Below are 24,043 nucleotides of genomic sequence, written 5' to 3'. Positions count from 1 at the left end.
GTGAAATCAGGGGCTTTGGCCCCGCCAGAAAGAGATCAGACTGATGGCAGCCCCTGGCGCCCGCCGTTCAGAGCTCGGTGACGCCTTGCGCGCCTGTCGCACGGCGTTCGTCGGCGTCGGCCTGATGAGCTGCATGATCAACCTGCTCTATCTGACCGGGTCGATCTTCATGCTGGAGGTCTACGACCGGGTGCTGCCGAGCCGCAGCATTCCGACCCTGGTCGGCCTGATCATCCTCGCCGGCTTCCTCTACATGGCGCAAGGCGTGCTCGACATGATCCGCAACCGGATCCTGGGGCGGATCGGCACCGCGCTGGACGAGGCGCTCAACAAGCGCGTGTTCGACACCATCGTGCGCCTGCCGCTGCTGGTCGGCAGCCGCAACGAAGGTCTCCAGCCGCTGCGTGATCTCGACAACGTCCGCTCCTTCCTCGGCGGCATGGGCCCGAGCGCGTTCTTCGATCTGCCCTGGCTGCCGCTCTACCTCGCCATCTGCTTCGCCTTCCACGTCATGATCGGCGTCACCGCGTTGATCGGCGCCGTCATCCTGGTCGGCCTGACGCTGGTCACCGAATTCATGTCCCGCCAGCCGGCGAAGGAGGCGATGGGCCTTGCCGCCCAGCGCAACGATCTCGCCCAGGCCAGCCGCCGCAACGCCGAAGTCATGGTGTCGATGGGCATGGCCGGCCGGATGAACCAGCGCTGGAGCGAGGCCAACGAAAAATATCTCGCCGGCAACCAGCGCGCCAGCGATGTCGCCGGCGGTCTCGGCGCGGTCGCAAAGGTGCTGCGCATGATGCTGCAATCGGCCGTGCTCGCGGTCGGCGCCTATCTCGTCATCCACCAGGAGGCGACCGCGGGCATCATCATCGCCGGCTCGATCCTCTCCGCCCGCGCGCTCGCGCCGGTCGATCTCGCCATCGCGCACTGGAAATCCTTCGCCGCGGCGCGCCAGAGCTGGCACCGCCTCACCCGCCTGCTGGAGCAGATGCCGGCGCAGGCGACGCCGACCCAATTGCAGGCGCCCACCAGCCGGCTCTCCGTCGAAGGCGTCGCCATGGTGCCGCCCGGCGACCAGCGCCTCATCGTGCAGGACATCACCTTCACGCTCAGTGCGGGCAACGGCCTCGGCGTGATCGGCCCGAGCGGCTCCGGCAAGTCGTCGCTGATCCGCGCGCTGGTCGGGGTCTGGCAGCCGGTGCGCGGCAAGGTGCGGCTCGACGGCGCGGCGCTCGATCAATGGTCGTCCGACATGCTCGGCCGGCACATCGGCTATCTGCCGCAGGACGTCGAATTGTTCGGCGGCACCATCGCCCAGAACATCAGCCGGTTCGATCCCGAGGCGACGTCCGACGCCATCATCGCGGCGGCGAAAGAAGCCGGCGTGCACGAGATGATCATCAAGATGCGCGAGGGCTACAACACGCAAGTCGGCGAGCAGGGCACCGCACTCTCGGCAGGCCAGGCGCAGCGCGTGGCGCTGGCGCGCGCGCTCTACGGCAATCCGTTCCTGATCGTGCTGGACGAGCCCAACTCCAACCTCGACACCGAAGGCGATGAGGCGCTGACCCGCGCCGTCCGCGCTGCCCGCGAGCGCGGCGCCATCGTGGTCGTGGTGGCGCACCGCCCGATCGGCGTCGAGGCGGTCGACCAGATTCTGGTGCTGCGCGACGGCCGTATGCAGGCGTTCGGCCCGAAGGAACAGGTGCTGGCCCAGGTGCTGCAGCCGCGGGCGACGCCGCCAGCGCCGATCAAGATCGTCAGCGAAGGCGGAGTGGCCAAACCATGAGCACAAAGCCATGAGCACGATGGCCATCGGCGGCCCTAAGCCAGGCGCGAAGAAGACCGTTCGGGACTCGATCAAGTTTCACCTCCTGCTCGGACTTGGCATCGTGCTGGTGCTGGTCGTCGGTCTCGGCGGCTGGGCGTCGACCGTGCTGATCTCGGGCGCGCTGATCGCGCCGGGCCAGATCGTGGTCGAATCCAACGTCAAGAAGGTGCAGCATCCGACCGGCGGCGTGGTCGGCGAGGTGCGCGCCCGCGACGGCGATCTGGTCAAGGCCGGCGACATCGTGGTGCGGCTCGACGACACCGTCACCAAGGCGAACCTCGCCATCGTCACCAAGAATCTCGATGCCGCGCAGGCGCGCGGGGCGCGGTTGCAGGCCGAGCAGCGCGGCGTCGACAGAATCGAATTTCCGCAAACCCTGCTCGAACGCGCCAACGATCCCGACGTCAGGCTGCTGCTCTCCGCCGAAACCAAACTGTTCGACGTCCGCGTCAACGGCCGCGCCGGACAGAAGGCGCAGCTGCGCGAGCGCATCACCCAGCTCAACGAGGAGATCGCCGGTCTCAGCGCCCAGGAGAAGGCCAAGGACCAGGAGATCGCGCTGGTGCAGAACGAGCTCACCGGCGTACGCGATCTCTACGACAAGCGTCTGGTGCAGCTCTCGCGCCTGACCCAGCTCGAACGCGACTCGGCGCGTCTCAACGGCGAGCGCGCGCAGTACATCGCCGCGCGCGCCCAGGCCAAGGGCAAGATCACCGAGACCGAGTTGCAGATCATCCAGGTCGACAAGGACGTGGTGAGCGAAGTCTCCAAGGATCTGCGCGAGACCAACGACAAGATCGGCGAGCTGATCGAGCGCAAGGTCGCCGCCGAAGACCAGCTTCGCCGCATCGACATCCGCGCGCCGCAGGACGGCATGGTGCTGCAATCCAACGTGCACACGATCGGCGGCGTCGTCACCGCCGGCGACGCTCTCATGCTGATCGTGCCGCAGGCCGACGACCTCCAGGTCGAGGCCAAGGTCAATCCGGTCGACATCGACAAGCTCCAGATCGGCCAGAAGACGCTGCTGCGCCTCTCCGCGTTCAACCAGCGCACCACGCCCGAGCTCAACGGCCTCGTCAGCCGCGTCTCGCCCGACGTCACCACCGACCAGCGCACCGGCCAGAGCTACTACACCATCCGCGTCTCGATGCCGGCCGAAGAGATTGCCCGCCTCGGGGACGTCAAGATGATTCCCGGCATGCCCGTGGAAGCCTTCGTCCAGACCGGCGACCGCACCATGCTGTCCTATCTAATGAAGCCGCTGCACGACCAGCTGATGCGCGCGTTCAGGGAGAAGTGACGCGCGAAAGCGTGTCATTTTCACCCGTCATTGCGAGCGTAGCGAAGCAATCCAGTCTGTTCCCGCGGAGGGTCTCCTGGATTGCTTCGCTACGCTCGCAATGACGACTTGGCTACCAGTTTGCTATACTGCGATTGCAACAGCAACCCGGCGGTCGAACAATGCAATCTCCTCCATCTGTCGCCACCGAATCCTTCTCCGACGCGTCCCTCGCCGTCGCTCGCCTCGAAGAGATCTACGAGCGCAACACAAAGTTCCTGCGCGAGCGGTTCGAGGCCTATGTCGGCGGCGAGGCCGTCACCACGCGGGTGCGGGCCTACTATCCCTTCGTACGCATCACCACCGCGACGCATGCGCGGCTGGATTCGCGTCTCGCCTACGGCTTCGTCGCCGGGCCCGGCGTGCATGAAACCAGCGTGACGCGGCCGGATCTGTTCCGCAGCTATCTCGTCGAGCAGATCGGATTGCTGATCCAGAATCACGGCGTGCCCGTCGAGATCGGCGAATCGGCCGAGCCGATCCCGATCCATTTCGCCTATCGCCGCGACATCAATATCGAGGCCGCCATCACCACCAGCGAGAATTCGTCCGTCGCGCGATCGCTGCGCGATGCGTTCGACGTGCCTGATCTCGCCGCCATCGACGATTCCATCGCCGACGGCACGTTTGAGCTCCGGCCCGGTGCGCCCGAGCCGCTGTCGCTGTTCCGCGCCGCCCGCGTCGATTACTCGCTGCGCCGGCTCTATCACTACACCGGCACCGATCCCGAATATTTCCAGAACTTCGTGATCTTCACCAATTACCAGTTCTACGTCGACGCTTTCGCGCAGCTCTGTCAGCAGCGGCTTCAATCGGGTGAGGCCGGCCTCGATGCCTTTGTCGCGCCGGGCAATCTCATCACGCAGAGCGGCGGCGCGATCAGCGGCACCGCGCCGGCGCGAATGCCGCAGATGCCGGCCTTCCATCTGGTCGTATCGGGCTATCGCGGCATCACCCTGATCAATATCGGCACCGGCCCGTCCAATGCGCGCAACGTTACCGACCACGTTGCCGTGCTGCGCCCGCATGCCTGGCTGATGCTCGGCCATTGCGCAGGCCTGCGCAACACGCAGCGGCTCGGCGATTACGTGCTCGCGCACGGCTATGTGCGCGAGGATCACGTGCTCGACCGCGAGCTGCCGCCGTGGGTGCCGATTCCGGCGCTGGCCGAGATGCAGGTCGCGCTCGAAGAGGCGGTCGAGGACGTCACCGGCCTCGAAGGTTTCGAGCTCAAGCGCCTGATGCGCACGGGGACGGTGGCGAGCGTCGACAACCGCAATTGGGAGATCTCCGGGCCCGGGGTGATCCGCCGCCTGTCGCAATCGCGCGCCGTTGCGCTCGACATGGAATCGGCCGCGATCGCCGCCAACGGCTACCGCTTCCGCGTGCCCTACGGCACCTTGCTGTGCGTCTCCGACAAGCCGCTGCACGGCGAGATCAAGCTCGCCGGTATGGCCAGCGAATTCTACCGCCGCCGCGTCGGCCAACATCTCGAGATCGGCCTGAAGGCGCTGGAGCGGCTCAAGCAGCAGGAATCGGAGCGGCTGCATTCGCGGAAGCTTCGCAGTTTTGCCGAGGTGGCGTTCCAGTAGGGCGAAGCTGCTCTTTGCTGCTGACAATCGGAGCGATTTTCAGCATTGTCCGTCGCGGGGGCTCGACCGGGACGACTTGATGCCACTGACGCGGGACAGGATCATCGGCCACGACCGTGAACGGCTGGCCTTTCGCTTCACCATGCTGAACGACGGCGAGGTCGTGCATTGCCAGATCAGCGATGCCGCGATGGACGAGCTCGCGGGCATGCAGGGCACCGAGAGCAGCGCGCGGCAGGCGCAGTTCCTGTCGCTGCGCGAGTCCATCGAGCGGATCGCGTCGGATGTCTATGACGAAGCGCCGCGGGTGCAGGGATATGTGGTGCGGATCTTCATGCGGCATTTGGGACGGTGACGTTGAACTCGAGCAACGGTTCCTCACCGTCATCCTGAGGTGCGAGACACGAGGCGCAACGCGCCTCGTGCGGAGCCTCGAAGGATGAGCGGCCGAGGTGCAGCCGGGCCGTCGTCCTTCGAGGCTCCCCTTGCGATGCAAGGGAAGCACCTCAGGATGACGGTTCTGAAATCGTGATTGCTGCGAGCGGCACCAGCGTCACCCCTCCAGCTTCCCCAGCAACAGCTTCAGCGCGGTCGCCGCGAACATCTGCATGTTGCCGAGCCGGTCGTTGCTGCCCGTCTCCAGCGTCATCACCTCCGACACAGGCCCCGCAATCGCCATGCAGCTGTGGCCGGCGGCGTCGCCGTAGCGGTTGCCGGTGGGGCCGGCTGCGCCGGTCTCGGACAGGCCCCAGTCGCTGTTGAAGCGCGTTCGCATCTGCCCGGCCAGCAGCTGCGCGTAGGGCTCCGACGAGGAGCGAAAGCCCTTCATTCCTTCGTCCGAAATATCCATCAGCACGCGCCTGGCATCCCGGGTGTAGACCACCGCGCCGCCGAGGAAATAGGCGGACGCGCCGGGTACCGCGAGCAGGCTGGCGGCGATCAGGCCGCCGGTGGAGGATTCGGCGACGGCAATGGTCTGTTTGCGCGCGATCAGTTTGGCGGCGATCTGTTCCGCAATGCCGACGAGCTCTTTCATTCCCTGAACCTCTCGTTTCCCGCAACCGAGCTGCGCCTTCCTAGCATATGCCGGAAGCCTTGGCCGAGTTGCGGGCGACGGGCAGGCCTGCTTGAATGGCGGGGACAAAAAAGACATGCGAGGAAACGTGAGAAGGGAGACGTGATGGCGTCCCTGATCGCCGGCGGCATCGATTGCGACGTGCATCCGGCCGTGCCGCATCTGACCAGCCTGCTGCCGTACCTGAACGAATATTGGCGCGATCAGGTGACGACGCGCGGCATGGTCGACCTCATCTCGCAATCCTATCCGCAGAACTCGCCGATCACGGCGCGTCCCGACTGGCGTCCCGAGACAGGCAAACCCGGCGAGAGCCTGGAGGACATGCAGCGTCATGTGCTCGATCCCTTCAAGCTCAAGCATGCCATCTGCAATCCGCTCTACGGCGTGCAGATGGTGTTCTCCGAGGACATGCAGGCGGCCTTCTGCCGTGCGCTGAACGACTGGCTCGTGAAGCAATGGCTCGACCGCGATCCGCGGCTGCGCGGCTCGATCGTGATCCCCACGCAGAGCGTCGAGAAGGCCGTGGCCGAGATCGAGCGCTGTGCGCAGGACAAGCGCTTCGTGCAGGTGCTGATGCTGGTCATGGGCGACACGCCGCTCGGCAAGCGCGCGCTGTGGCCGATCTACGAAGCCGCGGAACGGCTGGAACTGCCCGTCGGCGTGCATGCGGGTTCCGCCTATCACAATCCGCCGACCGCCGTGGGATGGGGGTCCTACCACATCGAGGATTATGTCGGTCAGGCCCAGGCGTTCCAGACCCAGCTCACCAGCCTGATCGTCGAGGGCGTGTTCGCCAAATATCCGCGCCTGAAAATGGTGCTGCTGGAATCGGGCATCTCCTGGATCTCGCCCTATCTCTGGCGATTGCACAAGTTCTGGCGCGGGGTGCGGATGGAGACGCCGTGGGTCGATCGCGCGCCGCTCGACATTGTGCGAAGCAACATCCGCTTCTCGTTACAGCCATTTGATGCACCGCCGGACGAGGCGACATTAAATCGCCTGTTTGAGCATATGCAGTCCGACGAATTGGTCCTATTCTCCACGGACTATCCGCACTGGCAATTCGACGGCCAGGACGCGCTGCCCGAAGGGCTGTCCCCCGATCTCGTGCGCAAGATCATGATCGACAATCCGCATGCAACCTATCCCCGCCTGACGTGAGCCCGCTGCCAAAGGAGGCAAGGCGATGAATATCCAGTTCCGCGAGAAACAAGAAGCCGCTTCCCCGCTGACCGTCAAAACCGCGATTGCGGACTGCGACATCCATCCGGCACGCGCCACCCGCACCGAGCTCTATCCCTACCTCGCCAAACGCTGGCAGCATCATCTCGAGGTCTACGGCGTGCACGCCTATCAGGGCATGATGGAAGGCCCGCCTTACCCAAAGGCGCAGCCCAACGCCTCGCGTCGTGACGCCTATCCGCCGGAAGGCGGGCCGCAGGGCTCCTCGCTCTCTTTCATGCAGAAGCAGCTGCTCGATCCCAACAACGTGCAGCTGGGCGTGCTCAATCCGCTCAACACCGGGCAGGGCATCCGCAATCACGAGCTGTCGGCCGCGCTGTGCTCGGCGATCAACGACTGGCAGATCGACAAATGGACCAGCAAGGACAAGCGGCTGAAGGCCTCGATCGTCGTCGGCAATGAGGACGGCCTCTCGGCCGCCGCCGAGATCCGCGAGCGCGCCGGCGACAAGAACTTCGTGCAGGTGCTGCTGCTCAGCCGCAATGTCGAGCCGCTCGGCCAGCGCCGCTATTGGCCGATCTATCAGGCCGCGGAGGAAGCGGGGCTCCCTGTCGGCGTTCACGCCTTCGGCTTCGGCGGCAACCCGATCACGCCATCGGGCTGGCCATCCTATTACATCGAGGAGATGGTCGGGCATTCGCAGTGCCAGCAATCGGCGTTGGCGAGCCTCGTGCTGGAAGGCGTGTTCGAGCGCTTCCCGAAGCTGAAGATGGTGATGATCGAGGCCGGTTTCGGCTGGGCACCGTCGCTGGCCTGGCGGCTCGACAAGGCCTGGCAACGCCTGCGCAGCGAGGTGCCGCATGTGAAGCGGCCGCCGTCGGAATATATCCGCGAGCAGGTGTGGTGGACGACGCAGCCGATGGAAGATCCCGAAAGCCGCGAGGATCTGCTCGACGTCATCAACTGGATCGGCTGGGACCGGCTCTTGTTCGCGACCGACTATCCGCATTGGGACTATGACGAGCCCTCGCGCGTCCTGCCGGCCGGCGTCAGCGAAGCCAATCGCGAGGCGTTCTATCTCGGCAATGCGAAGAAGCTCTATGGACTAGCTTGATGGCGCGTCATGTGATTGCCGCGGTCGACGAGCTTCCGCCGGGCACGCGAAAATTCCTCGAGATCGACGGGCGGCCGATCGCGGTCTTCAACATCAAGGGCGAATATTTCGGCCTGATGAACCGCTGCCCGCATCAGGGCGCGGCGCTGTGCGAGGGCCCGCTGATCGGGCTCGCGCAGTCAAAGGACCCTGGTGAGATCGAATACACCAGGCTCGGCGAGATCATCCGCTGCCCGTGGCACGGCTGGGAGTTCGACATCCGCACCGGCCAATCCTATTGCGACCCGCGCCGCTTCCGCGTGAAGGCCTATCCGGCCCATGTCGAGCCGGGTGCCAGCGTGGTGAAGGGGCCGTATGTCGCCGAGACGATTCCGGTGAGCGTCGAGAGCGACTACGTGGTGGTGGAGCTGTAAGCCCCACTGTCATTCCGGGGCGCGCGTAGCGCGAGCCCGGAATCCATCGCGCAACAAAAGTGCTGGGAGAAATGGATTCCGGGCTCGCCTCTTCGAGGCGCCCCGGAATGACATCCCAGGGGGAAGAAGCCGCCGATTTTTCAGGCTTTATTTTGGGTGGCAGCAAGCATCCATTGGCGGAACGCGGTGAGCTTCGGCGACTCGCGGCGGCCCTCCGGGGCGACCAGGTAGAAACCGGCATCGGCCGGCAGCGCGATCTTGAAGGGCACCACGAGCCGGCCCTTGGCGATGTCGTCTTGCACATAGGAGGTCCGCCCCATCGCCACGCCAATGCCGTCGATCGCGGCCTGGATGGTCATGAAGATCATGTCGAAGGTGATGCCCGGCTGCCTTGCGATGTCCGCCGGCAGTCCCGCCGCGGTCAGCCATAGCCGCCAGTCATCGCTGTTGGCGTTCGAGGTGTGCAGCAGCGGATGGTTGCGCAGATCCTCCGGCCGGCGCAGCGGCTTGTCGCCGCGCAGCAGCGAAGGGCTGCACACCGGAAACAGCTCATCCGCCATCAGCCAGTCGGCGCGCAGGCCCGGCCACTGGCCGCGGCCGTAGCGGATCGCCGCATCGACATTGTCGCGCTGGAAGTCGACGAGGCTGGTCGAGGTGGTGATGCGGACGTCGATGCCGGGATGCTGCTCCTGGAAATCGCTCAGCCGCGGCAGCAGCCATTTCGCGGCGAGCGAAGCCAGCGTCGACACCGTCAGCACCTTGTCGTCGTCCTTGCGCAGCAACCGGTCGGTCGCAAGCCGCAGGTCGTTGAAGGCCGCGCGGACGCCAGGGAGATAGTCGCGCGCTTCCGGCGTCAGGGCCAGCGCGCGGTTCTGCCGGATGAACAGGCGGATGCCGAGCTCCTCCTCGAGCCGTCGGATCTGATGGCTGATCGCGGTCTGCGTCACGTTCAGCTCGGCGGCCGCCAACGTGAAGCTGAGATGGCGCGCGGCGGCCTCGAATGCCCGCAATCCGTTCAGGGACGGCAATCTGGCAGTCATTTGGCAGCAGGATACATGACGTTATTTCATGCGAATGGGTACAAATTGTCGTTTGTCGCAGTGCACTAGGAAGCAGATATTAGCACTCAAGTTAGCTCTAGGAGCTCAAAATGTCTACGTTGACCCACACCTCGATGACAAATCATCATGCGCCTGGCTTGATCGAGCAGATCGGCGAGACGCTTCACGTCTGGTATGAGCGCTACCGGACCAGGCGTGAGCTCACCCACTGGACCGCACGCGATCTCCAGGATGTCGGACTGTCCTGGTCCGATATCGCCTATGAGGCCGAGAAACCCTTCTGGCGGGCCTGATTGGCCGCCAGGCCGGCGCCGCCTGAGCACAGGGGCGCCGGCGGTCCCTTTCCCGGATGGCCTGTGTCATGAGCACCCTTCGCCTGGAAGAGCTGAAGCAATATTCGGACACGTTGCGCACCCGGCATGGCGAGGCGCTCAACGTCCGCTTCGTCGAGCCGCGCGACACCGAGGAGCTCCAGCACTACTTCCGCTCGCTTTCGACCCGCTCGCGATACAACCGCTTCTTCGGCGCCATCAGCGAATTGCCGGAAGGGTTGCTGCACGACTTTCTCCAGATCGGCGATCGCGAGCGCTTCACGATCGTCGCAACCGTGATGGTCGACGGCTTCGAGACGATCGTCGCCGAGGCGCGCTACGCGCTGCATCCCGAGGCCGCGACGCTCGAGTTCGGCCTGTCGGTCCACGACCGCTGGCAGGGCCACGGCATCGCCACCGTACTCATGAAGAACCTCGAATGCCGCGCCGCCGCCCTTGGCGCCGAGCACATCTTCGGCGAGACGCTGCGCTCCAACGAGACCATGGTCTCGCTCGCGCGCAAATCCGGCTTCACGTTCGTCAATCATCCCGACGATTGGAAGCTGGTGCGCTTCGACAAGGAGATCCAGGTCGCATCGAAAGACATCCCCTGCGCGAGCTGGCGCCTCGCCGCCCTTTCCCGTCAGGCCGAACGCCCCTCAGCCTCGGCCTGACATCACTGAGAAGCCCGGCCTGGTGAAGCCAGCCGGGCTTTTTTTTGCCCTCGCGATCTCTCTCCAGCGTCATTCCGGGGCGCGCGCAGCGCGAACCCGGAATCCATTTCACCGCGCGTTTCGCGGCCCGATGGATTCCGGGTTCGATGCTGCCGCATCGCCCCGGAATGACGCCGTGGACGTCGAGGCGCCTACTTCCCCGTGAACACCGCTTTCCTCTTCTCGATGAACGCCTGCACCGCCTCCTTGTGATCGGCGGTCGTGGTCAGGCGGACCAGCCGCTCGGCTTCATGGTCGCGCGCGGTCTCGAAGTCGAACAGCACGGCCTCGTCGAGATTGTCCTTCATGTAGCGCAGCGCGAGGCGCGGTCCTTCGGCGAGCGACTTTGCCAGCGCGAAGGCCTCGGTCTGCAATTTGTCGTCGGGCACGACGCGGTTGACGAGCCCGATCGCTTCGGCCCGCGCGGCATCGACGCGGTCGCCGGTGAACATCAATTCTCGCGCCCGCGCGGTGCCGACCAGCCGCGTCAGCAGCCAGGCGATGCCGTAATCGCCTGACAGCGCGATGCGGGCATAGCCGGTGGCGACGAAGGCGGATTGCGCGGCGATGCGGATGTCGCAGGCCATGGCGATGGCAAGACCAGCGCCGACCGCGGGGCCGGGCAGGGCGGCGATGGTCGGCTTGCGCACCGACACCAGCGCGCCGGTCAGCAGCCGCTGCCGCTCCTGCAGATCGGCGATCCGCTCCTCGATCGACATGTCCAGCTTCTTGGGGTCGCGATGCGCACCCATGCCCTTGACGTTGCCGCCGGCGCAGAACGCCTCGCCCGCGCCGGTGAGCAGCAGCGCGCCGACGTCGCGATCCTCGCCACAGGTCCGGATCATCGTGCGCAGCGCCGGCGTCAGCGCGTCCGACAGCGAATTGCGCGCCTCCGGCCGGTTCAGCGTGATGACAGCGACGCGGTCGCGAATGACGCAGAGCAGCTCGTTGGTGCCGGTGTCGATGGTGGTTTCGGTGGTCATTGATCCTCCCTTTCTTTCGTCATTGCGAGCGAAGCGAAGCAATCCAGTCTGCTTCCGTGGAGACATCTCTGGATTGCTTCGCTTCGCTCGCAATGACGGTTGTTGTGATGTTATCGCCTCAGAATGTCTCCACCCAGGGCCGCAGCTCGAGCTCCCAGCTCCAGGCGCTGCGCGGCTGCTGCAATACGTTCCAATAGCTCTGCGCGATCGCATCGGGATCGAGCATCGAATCCGGTCTGTCCGCCGCTTCCGTCCGCGCCGCGCTGCGGATCCCGCCGTCGATCACGAAATGGGCGACGTGAATGCCCTGCGGCGACAGCTCGCGCGCCAGGCTCTGTGCCAGTCCACGCAGCGCGAACTTGCCCATCGCGAACGAGGCCGATTGCGCATAGCCCTTGACGCTGGCCGAGGCGCCCGTGAACAGGATCGCGCCGTGCTTGTTCGGCAGCATGCGCTTTGCGGCCTGCTGCGCCACCAGGAAACCGCCATAGGCGCTGACCGCGATCGCGTTGGCGACGTCGGCCGGAACGAGGTCGACGAACGGCCCGCGCGTGCGGCCGCTGGCGTTGTAGACCACGAGGTCGGGCGTACCGATCTCGCGCTCGACGAGGCCGAACAGCCGCTCGACCTCCTCCGGATCCGCCGCGTTGCAGGCATAGGCCCTTGCGCCGGTCTCGCTGCAGAGCGCGCCAAGCTTCTCGATCTTGCGGGCGGCCAGCGCCACGCGAATATTCTGGGCGGAGAGCAGCCGCGCCAGCGAGGCGCTGAGGCCTTCGCCGGCGCCGACGATGAGGGCGATCTTGTATTTCGGATGTTCCATGGCGTGGTCTCTCAGGATGGGGAGCCGTTGATCTATGCATGCCTACGCGAACAACCAGCCGGGACGGTCACAATTCCGCAGAGCGAATTGCTCCATCATTGCGATCATGCCTCCCTGACAATTTGCGGCTTTATCGCTCTCCGCCGCTGGAGCATGATCGCCATCATCCCAAGCGGCAAGCGCCAAGTCAGCACAAAATGCCCGCACGGCGGAAACGATAGAGGAACGATCATGCACAAGCCGGCCCCAGCACAGCCGAACGACGCCGCGGCCGAGCCATCCGGCCTGCTGGCGCCCGATACCACAGGCATGAATTTCTACCGCGCCGATCCCGCGCTGACGGATCTCTTGCGCATCCATCTGCCGGAGCTCTTGTTTCGCCACATCGAGCCGCATCTCGACCGCCTCGGCGAGCTCGCCGGCGGCCGGCTCGACGAATGCGCGCGGCTCGCCGACCGGCACACGCCGGTGCTGCACCAGCGCGACAAGTTCGGCCGCGACGTGCAGTCGATCGAGTATCACCCGGCCTATCGCGAGCTGGAGAATGCCGCATTCGGCGAGTTCGGCATTCATGCCCTCTCGATCCGCAAGGGCATCATGGGCTGGCCGGACAAATACCCCGTGGTGGCCAAGCACGCCTTCACCTTCCTGTTCAACCAGACTGAATTCGGCATGGGCTGCCCGATCAACGTCACCGACGGCTGCGCCAAGCTCCTGGCAAATTTCGGCAGCGAGGCGCTCAAGTCGAAATATCTCGACGGCCTGACCACGACCGACATGAGCAAGCTGACGCAAGGCGGCCAGTTCATGACCGAGAAGGAGGGCGGCTCCGACGTCGGCACGCTGACCACCCGCGCGGTGCAGGAGGGCGATCATTGGCGGCTCTACGGCGAAAAATGGTTCTGCTCGAATGCGGATGCCAAGGTGGTGATGCTGCTGGCGCGCCCCGAAGGCGCCGGCCCCGGCACGCGCGGCGTCGGCCTGTTCCTGATGCCGCGCCTCCTCGACGACGGCGCGCAGAACCATTACCGGATCGTGCGCCTGAAGGACAAGCTCGGCACGCGTTCGATGGCCTCGGGCGAGATCAAGCTCGAAGGCGCGATTGCGTACGCGGTCGGCAAGCTCGACCGCGGCTTCGTGCAGATGGCCGAGATGGTCAACTCGTCGCGGCTCTCCAACGGCGTCAAATCCACCGCGCTGATGCGCCGCGCCTATCACGATGCCATGACGGTCGCGAAGAACCGCGTGGTGTTCGGCAGCCGCATCATCGACCTGCCGCTCGGCCGCCGGCAGATGCTGAAGATCATGCTGCCGGTCGAGCAGGCGCTGTCGATGAGCTTCCTCACCGCGGACGCGCTCGACCGCGCCGAAGCCGGCAGCCAGGATGCGGCGGCGCTGCTGCGCATCCTCACCCCGACCTTGAAATTCCGCGCCACCCGCGACGCCCGAAAGGTCTGTGGCGATGCGCTCGAGATGCGCGGCGGCATCGGCTATATCGAGGAGTTCGCCACCGCGCGCCTCTTGCGCGATGCGCATCTCGGCTCGGTCTGGGAAGGTACCGGCAACATCGTCGCGATCGACGCGCTCCGGCGCGCGGTCGGCCGCCATGGCGCCGAATCCGCGCTCGCGGCCGATCTGCATGCCCGGCTCGATGACAGCGCGTCGGTGCCGCAGGCCTGGCGCGACAAGCTGCGCGGCCTCACCGATCGCGCCGTGGATTTTGCGCGCGAGGTTGCGGGCAAGTCGGAAAACGAAGCCGACGCGCGGCGCGCCACCAGTCTGCTCTATCATGTTGCCAGCGCGGTGGCGCTCGCCTGGGAAGCGCACCGCATTCATGCCATGCGCGGCGACGCGCGCCGGCTGCTGCTGTCGCGGCTCGTCGTCGACCACAGGGTGTCGCCGAGCGATCCGTTCCGGCTGACGGAAAATGCCGCGCAAGCGAAGATCGCCGCGTTGCTGCTCGGCGATCGCGATGCCGGCATGAGCGAGGTTGGCGAACTGGTTCTGGCGGCGTAGGCTGCCTTCACCTCTTCCAAGGGGAGAGGTGAAGTCTGCGCGCAACGAGAATCATAACAACGGGGAAACACCGATGAAGGCCGCCGTCCTCCATGAAGTCAACCAGCCGCTCGTCATCGAGGATGTCAGCCTGCCGAAGCCGGGTCCGCGCGAGGTCCTGATCCGCACGGCGGTCGCCGGCCTCTGCCATTCCGATCTGCACTTCATGGAGGGGCTCTATCCGCATCCGCTGCCCGCAGTGCTCGGGCATGAATCCGCCGGTGTCGTCGAGCAGGTCGGCTCCGACGTCACCTACGTCAAGCCGGGCGATCACGTCGTCACCTGCCTGTCCGTGTTCTGCGGCACCTGCGACAATTGCACCACCGGCCGCACCGTGCTCTGCACCGACACCACGGTGAAGATGCTGCCTGGTGTCTCCAACCGGATGCAATGGTCGAAGCCCGAGAAGCTGCACCAGTTTCTCAACCTGTCCTCGTTTGCCGAGCAGATGCTGGTGCACGAGAATGCCATCGTCAAAATCCGCAAAGAAATGCCGCTCCATCTCGCCGCGCTGATCGGCTGCGGCGTCATCACCGGCTACGGCGCGGTCGTGAACACGGCGAAGGTGACGGCCGGCGAGACCGTCGCCGTGATCGGCTGCGGCGGCGTCGGCATGGCCGCGATCAACGGCGCGCAGATCGCCGGCGCCGGCCGCATCATCGCCATCGACACCAACCCGGCCAAGCTCCAGCTCGCGACCAAGCTGGGCGCCACCGATATCATCAACCCGGCGGACGGCGACGTCGTGAAGCAGGTGCGCGACCTCACCAATGGCGGCGTGCATCATTCCTTCGAGGTGCTCGGCCGCAAGGAGACCGCCGAGCAGGCGTTCGGCATGCTCGCCTCGGGCGGCACCGCGACCATCGTCGGCATGATTCCGTTCGGCCAGAAGATCGAGCTGCACGGCTTCGACTTCCTGCGCGAGCGCAGGATCCAGGGCTCGTCGATGGGCTCGAACCATTTTCGCGTCGACATGCCCCGCCTGGTGGACTTCTACCTGCGCGGCCGGCTGCACCTGGAAGACTGGATCTCGGCGAAATTGAAGCTGAACGAGATCAACGAAGGCTTTGCCAACATGAAGGCCGGCAAGACGCTGCGCAGCGTGATCGTGTTCGACAGCTAGAACGGCCGATGCCGGCGCGCCCGATCAGGCGCGCGACTCCTTTATGAGCAGCAGCGTCATGAGCGCGGCAAGGCCCGCGGCGAGCATATAGGCAGGGGATATGTTCAAGCCGGCACCTGCGAAGAGCAAATAGGAGAACAATCCTGCCGTCGACGCAATGAAGCCAAGCCAGGCCAATCTTGGAAGGCGAAATCCACGTTCGCCCTGGCGGAGATCGAGCACGAGGTAGAACACCAAAAAGGTGTTGCAGAGCGCCGCCGGCAACAGGCCCATGACGATCTCGCTCTCGAATGCAAGATAGGATAACACGCCGTCGACCTGGGCAATCACCGCGAACGGCAGATAGCGCAGGTTGAGGCAGGCTAGGGCGATGCTCGCAAGTTCGAACCCGTAGAAGTAGCGCTCGTGCATCTTGGGAAGCAGGTACGGCATCAGAATGAGCGACGCGCATGCGGCGAGCAGGACGAACTCCGGCCCGGTCCGCCTGGACTGCGCGATGAAGATCGATAGGGCAAGCCCGCTCGCTGCCGCGAGCAGGAGGCCAAGGGCGACTCCGACTGTGTAGGGCGTTCCTCCTGCGAATACCCAGACGTTCGCTGCATTCATGGTCAGGTGATGAAACGTGGCGGCTTGGCCGAGATAGATGCCGAGCACGGAGACCAGAGATCGGCCTGCAACGAGAACCGGAATGGCGAGGATCGCATAGACTCCCGGAATGGCGGCAAGCCACGCCAGGTGAATCTTGCGGCGCAAGATCATGCCGAGCACGAACGGTCCCAGGAACACGCCCTGCGCTTTCACCGAACAGCCTACGGCGAAAGGCAGAACGCCATTTCGGTTGCGCATGAACATCGATACGGACAGCAGCGTGAAGAAGGTCCAGATCGAATCGGCCTGCCCCCACATTGCTCCATTGAAGAGCACCGTCGGTGCAAGCCAAACCGAGCAGAAGGCCATGGACGCGCGCAATGGCACCTTCGTTGTACGCCAGACGATCTGTGCGACAACGATCGCGCAACCGAGCTCGAATATCGCCGAGATTGTCTTCACGAGCGAAAGTGGCTGGCCGAGCCAATCAAAAGGGGCGGCGATCAGCAGGAGGTAGCTGTAAAACGGGGCGTAGTTGGTGAAAGGCTCGGCCAGCGCACCGATGCCATGATCCCGGGCAAAGACATACCAGGGGATCAGGAACTGGAAGGCGTCGCTGTTGGTGTGCCCCCGGGCGAGGTAACGGAGTGCAAGGCCCGCAAATCCACACGTCAGCATGAGGACGATCGGAATGCGCCATCTCTTGGGCAGCGATTGGTCTGCATTGACGCGATGATAGGGCTCGCGGAGCGCGCCTATCTCGATTGTGTCATCTGTCACGCAATCACTCTTGGCTTCGAGCGGTACCCTTCGCCAGGTTCACAAGCACTTCGAACTTCGCAGCGCATTGTCGTGACGCCCGCGAGGTCCAAGCCTCCTGACGATCCTTTCGTGACTTGCAGTCTTGACGGGAGAACAATTGCTAGTTGTATAAATCTCAGATGTGCAGTTTGCACATTGCTTGGGAAAAGATTGTTTGGTTAGCGATTTCTTTACAGGCGGCCGTCGATCTCTTCCGCTGTCATTCCGGGGCGCGCGGAGCGCGAACCCGGAATCTCGACATTGTTTTACGCCGTCATCGCGAGCGACTTGTCCGCCGTCGCAAGGCGGAACCGAGCAATCCGATCTCCCAGCGCGGACGGATTTCCGGATTGCTTGGTCGCAAAGAGCGACTCGCAATGACGGGCGACTAATCGTCGAACATCTTCGGCGGCACGAACCCGCCGAACTCGCGCTCGATCAGCTCGGCAAGCTTGAGCGGCGTGCGATCCTCCAGCCACGGGCCGACGATCTGCACGCCGACAGGCAGGCCGTCCTTCGACAGGCCCAGCGGAACGGCCGTCGAAGGCAGGCCCGGCAACGTCGCGATACCCGGCCAGGCGAGCTGATCGGAATAGGGGTAATCCCTGCCGTCGATGCTGATACGCCGCAGGCTCTGGTCCGGCAAATGGTCATGCGGAAAGGCCGGCGTCGGCATGATCGGGCAGATCACCGCGTCGAAGCTCTTGAACAGCGCGCGCCATTGCGCACGCAGGCCAGCGCGGCTGCCTGCGTCGAGCACCCAGGCGCGGTGGCTTGCGGTGATGCCGCGCAGTCGCTCCGCACCGAGGCTGCGATCCTCGGGCGAAAGCTGGCTCGCCCCGGCTTGCGCATCCGCAAGCTCATCCGGCAGGAAGAACGCGCCGAGAAAGCTCAGGAGCATGCGCATGTAGAGCCGCGACGTCTCCGCGAAGTCCGGGAGCTGGCCGCTCTCGCGCGCGATCCGCGTGCCGGCCTTCGACAGATCGGTTGCGAGCCTGTCGATTGCGCCGCGGACGTTCGCGTCGGTCGGCAACAGCGGGTGGCTGTCGATCACCAGGACGCGAAAGTCCCGCAACGAATGATGCCGTGCAGCGGGCAGGTCGAGCCTGTAGGCGACACCGGCGTCCAGCGGATCCGGCCCGGCCATGACGTCGAGCAGCAGGGTGAGATCTGCTGCCGTGCGCGCCATCGGCCCGATGACGGCGAGGTCGCCCTCGCGCGGAATCGCCGGAAACGGCGGCGGGGTCTCGCCGCGGGCCGGGCAGAGATTGAGAGTCGGCTTATGCGCGAAGATGCCGCAATGAAAGGCCGGCACCCGCAGCGAGCCGCCGATGTCGGAGCCGGTGGCGAGCGCGCAATAGCCTGCGGCGAGGGCTGCCGACGATCCTCCGGACGATCCACCCGGCGTGCGGCCGAGATCATAGGGGTTGTTCGTGGTGCCGTAGATGTCGTTGTAGCTCTGCCAGTCGCCGAGGCCCACCGGCACGTTGGTCTTGCCGAGGATCACGCCGCCGGCCTGCTTGATGCGTGCCACCGGCAAGGCGTCTTCGGTAGGCTTGAAATCCCTCTGCGGCAGGAATCCCCAGGTGGTCGGCAGGCCGGCGATGTTGAAGGATTCCTTCACCGTCACGGGCAGGCCGAGCAGAGGCTTGCGCTCGCCGCGTGCCAGGGCGGCGTCCGCATCGCGGGCGGCAGCAAGGGCGCGATCGAAATCCCGGACGCAGATCGCGTTGATCTTGCCGTCGTGACGCTCGATACGGGCGATCGCGTCCTGGGTGAGCTCGACCGCGGAGACCTTCTTCGCGCTCAATGCGGCCGACAGCTCGACCGCGCTCTTGAAACTCCATTCCGATTTGGCCACCGCGCGTCTCCTGTTCCTGTTGTCGGACGATGATGTGCAGTTTGGCCGAATGCCGCAACGGCTGCTTGATCGCGATTGATGTTCGAAATCGCGGGAAGGCGGCGTCCGCCGGTGTCATCGCCCGCCTTGTGCGCACTTGCGCACTGGGGCGGGCGATCCAGTACGCCGCGGCTTCTCGGTCCGATCACAAGCTTCTCTGGAATACTGGATTCCCCGCCTTCGCGGGGAATGACACTCGGAGCGTCTACGCCGCCCCGATCAATATCCCGACCGCGAGCACGATCGCGCCGCCGAGCACGATCTGGAACACGGCCTGGAGGAACGGGGTGTCCATGTAGCGCGAGCGGATGAAGGCGATCGCCCACAATTCGAAGAACACCACGACGCAGGCGATCGCCGTTGCGATCCAGAACGCGTTGGCCCAGCTGTCGGGCACGAGATAGGGCGCGGTGTGGCCGAGCCCGCCGAGCGTGGTCATCGCGCCGCAGGTGACGCCGCGCAGCCAGGGCGAGCCGCGCCCCGTCAGCGAGCCGTCATCGGACAGCGCTTCGGCAAAGCCCATGCTGATGCCGGCGCCGATCGAGGCGGCAAGGCCGACGAGAAACGTCTGCCAGTTCTGGTGGGTGGCGAAGGCGGCGGCGAACAGCGGCGCCAGCGTCGAGACCGAGCCGTCCATCAGGCCGGCGAGGCCCGGCTGCACATATTGCAGCACGAACATCCGCCGCCGCGTGCGATCTTCCTCGGCGCGCACGTCGGGACTGAGGATCTCGTCGGTCAGTCTGGCGGCGGTGTGCTCGTGAGCCTTCTCGGCTTCGGCGAGGTCGCCGAGCAGTCGGCGCACGTTGACGTCCTCGGCCTGCTCGGCGGCCTTCGCATAGAAGCGCTCCGCCTCGAGCTCCATGGTCTCGACTTCCTTTCGGATCGTGTCGAGCGGCAGGTTCTTGGTCAGCCAGATCGGGCGACGGCGCAGAAAGCCCTTGACGTCCTCGCGGCGGATCGGCGGCAGATGCTGGCCGAAGCGCTGCTCGTACAATTCCAGCAGCATGTGGCGATGGCCGCGCTCTTCCTCGGCCATCTGCTCGAATAGCTTGGCCGAGTCCGGATAGCGTTCCTTCAGGTCCTCGGCGAAGGCCATGTAGATGCGGCTGTCTTCCTCTTCCGAGGAAATCGCGACCGCCAGCACCTCGCGCTCGGTCAGATCGGCAAAAGTCTTCACGCTGTCCTGCTTCAGTAGTTTAGAATTATTCTAAACTATATAGGAGCCATTGTTCCCGGGTCAAATCAGGCCGTGCCGGCTTTGGCGAGGAAGTCGAGCAACAGGCGGCCGACCTCGGCCGGCTGCTCCTGCTGCACCCAATGGCCGGCACCGTCGACGAGATGGCAGCCGAGCATCTGCGTGCAGGCGCGCGCCTGCATCGCCTCGAACACGCCGGGACGCTGGTAAGTGCCCCAATCCTGCTTGCCCGAGATGAAGCAGGAGGGCACGTCGATGCTGCGGCCGGAGAACAATTGCAGCTCGTTGTTCAGCATGCCTGACGTGCCGTAGCGATACCATTGCAGCCCGCCCTGGAATCCGGTGCGGCCATATTCGGCGGCGTAATAGGCGAGCTCGCTGTCCGGCAGCCATTGGTTGGCGGCGATCGCCGCGTGCGAAGGCATCTCCTTGGCAACCGTCTCCGCCATGGTCTCGTTCAGATCCATCACGTAATAGGTCGGCAGCTTTGCCAGCTCGTTCGCCGACCACGATGTCAGCGGAGCGGGCTTGTTGCCGGCCCAGTCCGCGCTCTTGTGATGGTAATAGGCGCGCAGGAAATCGTGCAGGCCCTGTGGCGCGCGGTGCATGTCAGCGTTGGCCTCACGCGTCGAGTAGTACCACTGATAATGCTTGCGTGGACGCGGCAGCGCGGCGAGCTCGCGATGAACGGGGTCATCGATCGGCGGCCTTGCCGATGTGTCGATCGTGTCGAACGGCAGCGGCGGCGCTCCGCCGAACGGCGCGCTCATCAGCGTCACCGAACGAAACACGTCGGGCCTGATCAGCGCGCACCAGGCTGCGACCGGGCTGCCGAAATCATGTCCGACCACGTCGACCTGCCTGTAGCCGAACGCCGACACCAGGGCGAGCGCGTCGCGCAGCAGGTTGAGCAGCGAGAACGGCGCGAGATCGCCGTCGTAGTCAGTGCTCCATCCCGTGGTGCGGCCATAGCCGCGCTGGTCCGGCGCGATCACGTGATAGCCGGCCGCGGCAAGCGCCGGCATCACCTTGCGCCAGGAGAAGGCGAGTTCAGGAAAGCCGTGCAACAAGAGAATACAGCGCCGCCCCCTGGTCTCGAAGCCCGCTTCCAGCACATGCATGCGCAGGCCGTTGACGTCGTCGATGGTGCGCGAGCGGATGCCGGTGGGGAGCGGGATTTCGGGGAGATCGGCCATGATGTTTCCTCGTCATGGCCGGGCTTGTCCCGGCCATCCACGTTCTTCGTTAATGTCGGATTGTAAGAGCGTGGATGCCCGGGACAAGCCCGGGCATGACGGAGCTGGAAGTCTACGGAACGTCCTTACACCGCCGTGCACACGAACGCGTTGCCCTTGCGCCGGATCTTTCCCGCCGATGGTGACGGAAAGTGCGCGGTGCAGCACAGCGTGTCGGTGTCGCAATAACGTTCGAGAAAGCCCCGGCGCGTCGTTGCCGCCTTGGCCGGATCGACGTCGAACTTGATCGACAGCTCCGGATATAGCGTTTGCAGCGGCGAGTGCATGAGATCGCCGGAGAACACCGCATCGTCCCTGCCGCGGCCCATGGTGATGGCGATATGACCCGGCGTGTGGCCGGGGGTCGGCAGGATGCGGACGTGGTCGCCGATCTCGTGGTCGTTGCCGACGAGCTCGTGCCTGTTGGCCTCGACCACCGGCAGCACGCTGTCGGCGAAGGGCGGGACTTCCGCCTTCGCGTTCTGCTCCGACCAGTGCTCGAATTCCTGCCTGGCGAAGACGTAGCGTGCCTTCGGGAAGGTCGGCACCCAGCGGCCGTTCTCCAGCCGCGTATTCCAGCCGACGTGATCGACATGCAGATGCGTGCACATCACGACGTCGATGTCGTCGACCGAGAACCCCGCGGCATCGAGTCCGCGCAGGTAGGTATCGTCCGTCTTCATGTTCCATTTCGGACGATTGGGCCGCGGCTTGTCGTTACCGATGCAGCTGTCGATCAGGATGGTATGATGCGGCGTCTTCACCACGTAGGACTGGAAGCACAGCAGCAGCACGTCCTCTTCGTCTAGCGCCTTGGCCTGCCGCATCCAGGCCCGGTTCTCGGCCAGCAGTTGCGGCGTCAGCCCAGGCAGCATCTCCAGCGCCGGGACGAACGAGGTCTCCTGCTCGATGATGCGATGGATGGTGAGATCGCCGACCGAGAATTTCAGGCTCATGAGAACTCCAGCTGTTATGCGGCCGGCGGCACCGAGATCTTCACGGAAGGGCGCTCCAGCATCTTCTGGTGGAAGGCGTCGAGCTTCGGATAGGCCTTGCGCCAGCCGCAATCGGCGAAGCGGAAATCGGCATAGCCGAGCACGCAAACGAGACCGATCTGCGAGATGTCGAACGGACCGTTCAGGACGTCGGGCATGTTCTCGAAGCGCGCCATGCCGGTCCAGGCCCTGTTCCAATGATCGTCCGACCACGCCTGCCATTGCAGGCCCTGCGGCCGCACCATCTTCTCGTAGCGGCACAGCAGCATGGAATCGAGCATGCCGTTGATCAGCGAGTGGTTGGTCTTGGCCTTCCAGCGCCGCGGGCCGTAATCCGGGATCAGGCTGCCGCCGGCCATCTCGTTGAGATATTCGACGATGACGTAGGAGTCCAAAATGACGTCGCCGTCATTGGTGATCAGCACCGGCAGCTTCTTCAGCGGCGTGATCTTCGAATAATCCTCGTTGGCCGTGCCCGGCGCGACGCTCGCCGGCGTCAGCTCGATCTTGTCGATCAGCCCGAGCTCGATCGCGGCGATGCGCACCTTGCGGGCGAAGGGCGAGGCGGGGGAGAAGGTGAGCTTCACGGGAAATGTCCTAAGCAGTATTCGGCGGTTGTTTTCGTCATTGCGAGCGAAGCGAAGCAATCCAGTCTGTCTCTGCGGAAATAGTCTGGATTGCTTCGTCGCTTCGCTCCTCGCAATGACGACGGGAGGGCACGGCTTACGCCGCGATGATCTCCTGGCGCTGCTCGCCGAGGCCTTCGATGCCGAGCGTGACGACGTCGCCGACATTGAGGAAGGTCGGCGGCTTCATGCCGAGGCCGACGCCGGGCGGGGTCCCTGTCGTGATGACGTCACCGGGCAGCAGCGTCATGAACTGCGAGACGTAGGAAATGCACTTTGCCATGGAGAAGATCATGGTCTTGGTCGAACCGGTCTGGCGGCGCTGACCGTTGACGTCGAGCCACATCGACAGGTTCTGCACGTCCTTGATCTCGTCCTTGGTCGCGAGCCAGGGGCCGAGCGGGCCGAACGTGTCGTGCGACTTGCCCTTGGTCCACTGTCCCAGGCGCTCGATCTGGAAGGCGCGCTCGGAGACGTCGTTGCAGACGCAATAGCCGGCGACATGGTTCAGCGCGTCGGCTTCCGAGACGTACTTGGCGCGGGTGCCGATGATGGCGGCGATCTCGACCTCCCAGTCGAGCTTGGTCGAGCCGCGCGGCTTCTCCACCGGATCGTTCGGGCCGGACAGCGAGGTGTTGGCCTTCATGAAGATGATCGGCTCGCTCGGGATGTCGGCGCCGGTCTCCTTGGCATGGTCGGAATAATTGAGGCCGATCGCGACGAATTTCGAGATACCGGTGACGGGGGCGCCGAACCGCGGCTTGCCGGAGACGGCGGGCAGCGAAGCGGGATCGAGGCCTGCCAGCTTCTTCAGGCTCTCCGGCGAATAGGCCTCGCCCGTGAGGTCCTTCACATGCGCCGACAGGTCGCGCAACTGGCCGGATTTGTCGATCAGGCCGGGCTTTTCCGCACCCTTCTCGCCGTAACGAACAAGCTTCATTCTCGTTTCTCCCTGGAGATTGGACCGATCGGTTAACAGCTTCATGGAACAGGGCGGCGGGAAATTCAACCGCTCAAAGCGCACCGCATTGCAGGCTTCTGGATTCGGTGGGAGCGGCAAGGTGTCGTGCCCCGGACGCTGCGCA

The 24,043-nt window shown here is 64.9% G+C and carries 22 protein-coding genes; 11 read left to right on the top strand and 11 right to left on the bottom strand.

Features of this window, described 5'->3' with window-relative positions:
- Positions 1-40: 40 nt before the first annotated feature.
- The 4 genes from AC066S_RS08520 to AC066S_RS08505 all read left to right on the top strand — a co-directional run bounded on the left by AC066S_RS08520 (position 41) and on the right by AC066S_RS08505 (position 5,120).
- Positions 41-1,789 carry a type I secretion system permease/ATPase gene (locus tag AC066S_RS08520; RefSeq protein ID WP_135171319.1) on the top strand — a complete coding sequence of 583 codons (1,749 nt, stop codon included), beginning with the start codon at positions 41-43 and terminating at the stop codon, positions 1,787-1,789.
- 10 nt (positions 1,790-1,799) lie between these two features.
- Positions 1,800-3,134 (top strand): HlyD family type I secretion periplasmic adaptor subunit, encoded by a 1,335-nt coding sequence (locus AC066S_RS08515; protein WP_126259612.1) that lies wholly within the window; start codon positions 1,800-1,802, stop codon positions 3,132-3,134.
- Positions 3,135-3,295: 161 nt separating this feature from the next.
- Entirely contained in the window at positions 3,296-4,765 is a 1,470-nt protein-coding gene (locus AC066S_RS08510) for an AMP nucleosidase (RefSeq protein WP_126259613.1), read from the top strand.
- Between the two features lie 79 nt (positions 4,766-4,844).
- On the top strand, positions 4,845-5,120 hold the full coding sequence (locus AC066S_RS08505; RefSeq protein ID WP_164718854.1) for a DUF1488 family protein: 276 nt from the start codon (positions 4,845-4,847) through the stop codon (positions 5,118-5,120).
- Positions 5,121-5,318: 198 nt separating this feature from the next.
- Here AC066S_RS08505 and AC066S_RS08500 read toward each other — a convergent pair whose 3' ends face one another.
- A complete protein-coding gene (locus tag AC066S_RS08500) occupies positions 5,319-5,801 on the bottom strand; it encodes a CinA family protein (protein WP_126259614.1) in 483 nt (160 codons plus the stop codon).
- Positions 5,802-5,945: 144 nt separating this feature from the next.
- On the opposite strand from AC066S_RS08500, the gene AC066S_RS08495 reads away from it, so the two are divergent.
- From AC066S_RS08495 to AC066S_RS08485, 3 genes are read left to right on the top strand one after another with little or no spacing between them, the layout of a single operon-like run.
- Entirely contained in the window at positions 5,946-7,004 is a 1,059-nt protein-coding gene (locus AC066S_RS08495) for an amidohydrolase family protein (RefSeq protein WP_478269412.1), read from the top strand.
- A 25-nt stretch (positions 7,005-7,029) separates the two neighbouring features.
- Positions 7,030-8,139, top strand: a complete 1,110-nt coding sequence (locus AC066S_RS08490; protein ID WP_126259616.1) for an amidohydrolase family protein — start codon at positions 7,030-7,032, stop codon at positions 8,137-8,139.
- Entirely contained in the window at positions 8,139-8,552 is a 414-nt protein-coding gene (locus AC066S_RS08485; RefSeq protein ID WP_126259617.1) for a Rieske (2Fe-2S) protein, read from the top strand. Before AC066S_RS08490 ends, AC066S_RS08485 begins: the two co-directional genes overlap by 1 nt.
- 140 nt (positions 8,553-8,692) lie before the next feature.
- Here AC066S_RS08485 and AC066S_RS08480 read toward each other — a convergent pair whose 3' ends face one another.
- Positions 8,693-9,592, bottom strand: a complete 900-nt coding sequence (locus AC066S_RS08480; protein WP_126259618.1) for a transcriptional regulator GcvA — start codon at positions 9,590-9,592, stop codon at positions 8,693-8,695.
- A 110-nt stretch (positions 9,593-9,702) separates the two neighbouring features.
- Between AC066S_RS08480 and AC066S_RS08475 the strand changes: the two genes are divergently transcribed.
- Positions 9,703-9,906, top strand: coding sequence for a DUF1127 domain-containing protein (locus tag AC066S_RS08475; RefSeq protein ID WP_126259619.1), 204 nt, complete (start codon positions 9,703-9,705; stop codon positions 9,904-9,906).
- 68 nt (positions 9,907-9,974) lie between these two features.
- Entirely contained in the window at positions 9,975-10,598 is a 624-nt protein-coding gene (locus AC066S_RS08470; RefSeq protein WP_478269411.1) for an N-acetyltransferase family protein, read from the top strand.
- Positions 10,599-10,789: 191 nt separating this feature from the next.
- Here the strand turns inward: AC066S_RS08470 and AC066S_RS08465 are convergent, their stop codons facing one another.
- Both AC066S_RS08465 and AC066S_RS08460 read right to left on the bottom strand, forming a co-directional pair.
- Positions 10,790-11,620 (bottom strand): enoyl-CoA hydratase, encoded by an 831-nt coding sequence (locus AC066S_RS08465; protein ID WP_126259621.1) that lies wholly within the window; start codon positions 11,618-11,620, stop codon positions 10,790-10,792.
- 118 nt (positions 11,621-11,738) lie between these two features.
- Positions 11,739-12,440 carry an SDR family NAD(P)-dependent oxidoreductase gene (locus AC066S_RS08460; protein ID WP_478269410.1) on the bottom strand — a complete coding sequence of 234 codons (702 nt, stop codon included), beginning with the start codon at positions 12,438-12,440 and terminating at the stop codon, positions 11,739-11,741.
- A gap of 231 nt (positions 12,441-12,671) precedes the next feature.
- On the opposite strand from AC066S_RS08460, the gene AC066S_RS08455 reads away from it, so the two are divergent.
- Complete coding sequence (locus AC066S_RS08455) at positions 12,672-14,456, top strand: acyl-CoA dehydrogenase family protein (protein WP_478269409.1); 1,785 nt, start codon at positions 12,672-12,674, stop codon at positions 14,454-14,456.
- 73 nt (positions 14,457-14,529) lie between these two features.
- A complete protein-coding gene (locus AC066S_RS08450) occupies positions 14,530-15,618 on the top strand; it encodes a Zn-dependent alcohol dehydrogenase (RefSeq protein ID WP_478269408.1) in 1,089 nt (362 codons plus the stop codon).
- Positions 15,619-15,642: 24 nt separating this feature from the next.
- Here AC066S_RS08450 and AC066S_RS08445 read toward each other — a convergent pair whose 3' ends face one another.
- The 7 genes from AC066S_RS08445 to AC066S_RS08415 form a co-directional block, all read right to left on the bottom strand.
- Positions 15,643-16,884, bottom strand: coding sequence for a hypothetical protein (locus AC066S_RS08445; protein WP_478269407.1), 1,242 nt, complete (start codon positions 16,882-16,884; stop codon positions 15,643-15,645).
- Positions 16,885-17,395: 511 nt separating this feature from the next.
- Positions 17,396-18,868, bottom strand: coding sequence for an amidase (locus AC066S_RS08440; protein WP_478269406.1), 1,473 nt, complete (start codon positions 18,866-18,868; stop codon positions 17,396-17,398).
- A gap of 244 nt (positions 18,869-19,112) precedes the next feature.
- The gene (gene mbfA / locus AC066S_RS08435) at positions 19,113-20,084 is read right to left on the bottom strand and encodes an iron exporter MbfA (RefSeq protein ID WP_126259627.1); all 972 of its coding nucleotides are present in this window, start codon (positions 20,082-20,084) and stop codon (positions 19,113-19,115) included.
- A gap of 65 nt (positions 20,085-20,149) precedes the next feature.
- On the bottom strand, positions 20,150-21,298 hold the full coding sequence (locus tag AC066S_RS08430) for an alpha/beta hydrolase (RefSeq protein WP_478269405.1): 1,149 nt from the start codon (positions 21,296-21,298) through the stop codon (positions 20,150-20,152).
- Positions 21,299-21,423: 125 nt separating this feature from the next.
- Complete coding sequence (locus AC066S_RS08425) at positions 21,424-22,293, bottom strand: MBL fold metallo-hydrolase (RefSeq protein WP_478269404.1); 870 nt, start codon at positions 22,291-22,293, stop codon at positions 21,424-21,426.
- Between the two features lie 14 nt (positions 22,294-22,307).
- Complete coding sequence (locus AC066S_RS08420) at positions 22,308-22,919, bottom strand: glutathione S-transferase family protein (RefSeq protein WP_126259630.1); 612 nt, start codon at positions 22,917-22,919, stop codon at positions 22,308-22,310.
- Positions 22,920-23,055: 136 nt separating this feature from the next.
- Entirely contained in the window at positions 23,056-23,898 is an 843-nt protein-coding gene (locus AC066S_RS08415; RefSeq protein ID WP_128922277.1) for a fumarylacetoacetate hydrolase family protein, read from the bottom strand.
- Positions 23,899-24,043: the final 145 nt, after the last annotated feature.

It is taken from the genome of Bradyrhizobium sp. CFUWI, from assembly GCF_056429085.1.
Note: the sequence above shows the minus strand (reverse complement) of the source record. Positions and strands in the feature narration are given on the sequence as shown.

What these genes read in the sequence shown, in the direction of transcription:
- AC066S_RS08465 (WP_126259621.1), bottom strand. Translation starts at nt 11,620, where the DNA reads ATGACCACCGAAACCACCATCGACACCGGCACCAACGAGCTGCTCTGC.
- AC066S_RS08495 (WP_478269412.1), top strand. Translation starts at nt 5,946, where the DNA reads ATGGCGTCCCTGATCGCCGGCGGCATCGATTGCGACGTGCATCCGGCC.
- AC066S_RS08450 (WP_478269408.1), top strand. Translation starts at nt 14,530, where the DNA reads ATGAAGGCCGCCGTCCTCCATGAAGTCAACCAGCCGCTCGTCATCGAG.
- AC066S_RS08515 (WP_126259612.1), top strand. Translation starts at nt 1,800, where the DNA reads ATGAGCACGATGGCCATCGGCGGCCCTAAGCCAGGCGCGAAGAAGACC.
- AC066S_RS08490 (WP_126259616.1), top strand. Translation starts at nt 7,030, where the DNA reads ATGAATATCCAGTTCCGCGAGAAACAAGAAGCCGCTTCCCCGCTGACC.
- AC066S_RS08415 (WP_128922277.1), bottom strand. Translation starts at nt 23,898, where the DNA reads ATGAAGCTTGTTCGTTACGGCGAGAAGGGTGCGGAAAAGCCCGGCCTG.
- AC066S_RS08485 (WP_126259617.1), top strand. Translation starts at nt 8,139, where the DNA reads ATGGCGCGTCATGTGATTGCCGCGGTCGACGAGCTTCCGCCGGGCACG.
- AC066S_RS08425 (WP_478269404.1), bottom strand. Translation starts at nt 22,293, where the DNA reads ATGAGCCTGAAATTCTCGGTCGGCGATCTCACCATCCATCGCATCATC.
- AC066S_RS08500 (WP_126259614.1), bottom strand. Translation starts at nt 5,801, where the DNA reads ATGAAAGAGCTCGTCGGCATTGCGGAACAGATCGCCGCCAAACTGATC.
- AC066S_RS08480 (WP_126259618.1), bottom strand. Translation starts at nt 9,592, where the DNA reads ATGACTGCCAGATTGCCGTCCCTGAACGGATTGCGGGCATTCGAGGCC.
- AC066S_RS08505 (WP_164718854.1), top strand. Translation starts at nt 4,845, where the DNA reads ATGCCACTGACGCGGGACAGGATCATCGGCCACGACCGTGAACGGCTG.
- AC066S_RS08430 (WP_478269405.1), bottom strand. Translation starts at nt 21,298, where the DNA reads ATGGCCGATCTCCCCGAAATCCCGCTCCCCACCGGCATCCGCTCGCGC.
- AC066S_RS08510 (WP_126259613.1), top strand. Translation starts at nt 3,296, where the DNA reads ATGCAATCTCCTCCATCTGTCGCCACCGAATCCTTCTCCGACGCGTCC.
- AC066S_RS08445 (WP_478269407.1), bottom strand. Translation starts at nt 16,884, where the DNA reads ATGCTGACGTGTGGATTTGCGGGCCTTGCACTCCGTTACCTCGCCCGG.
- AC066S_RS08455 (WP_478269409.1), top strand. Translation starts at nt 12,672, where the DNA reads ATGCACAAGCCGGCCCCAGCACAGCCGAACGACGCCGCGGCCGAGCCA.
- AC066S_RS08475 (WP_126259619.1), top strand. Translation starts at nt 9,703, where the DNA reads ATGTCTACGTTGACCCACACCTCGATGACAAATCATCATGCGCCTGGC.
- AC066S_RS08470 (WP_478269411.1), top strand. Translation starts at nt 9,975, where the DNA reads ATGAGCACCCTTCGCCTGGAAGAGCTGAAGCAATATTCGGACACGTTG.
- AC066S_RS08460 (WP_478269410.1), bottom strand. Translation starts at nt 12,440, where the DNA reads ATGGAACATCCGAAATACAAGATCGCCCTCATCGTCGGCGCCGGCGAA.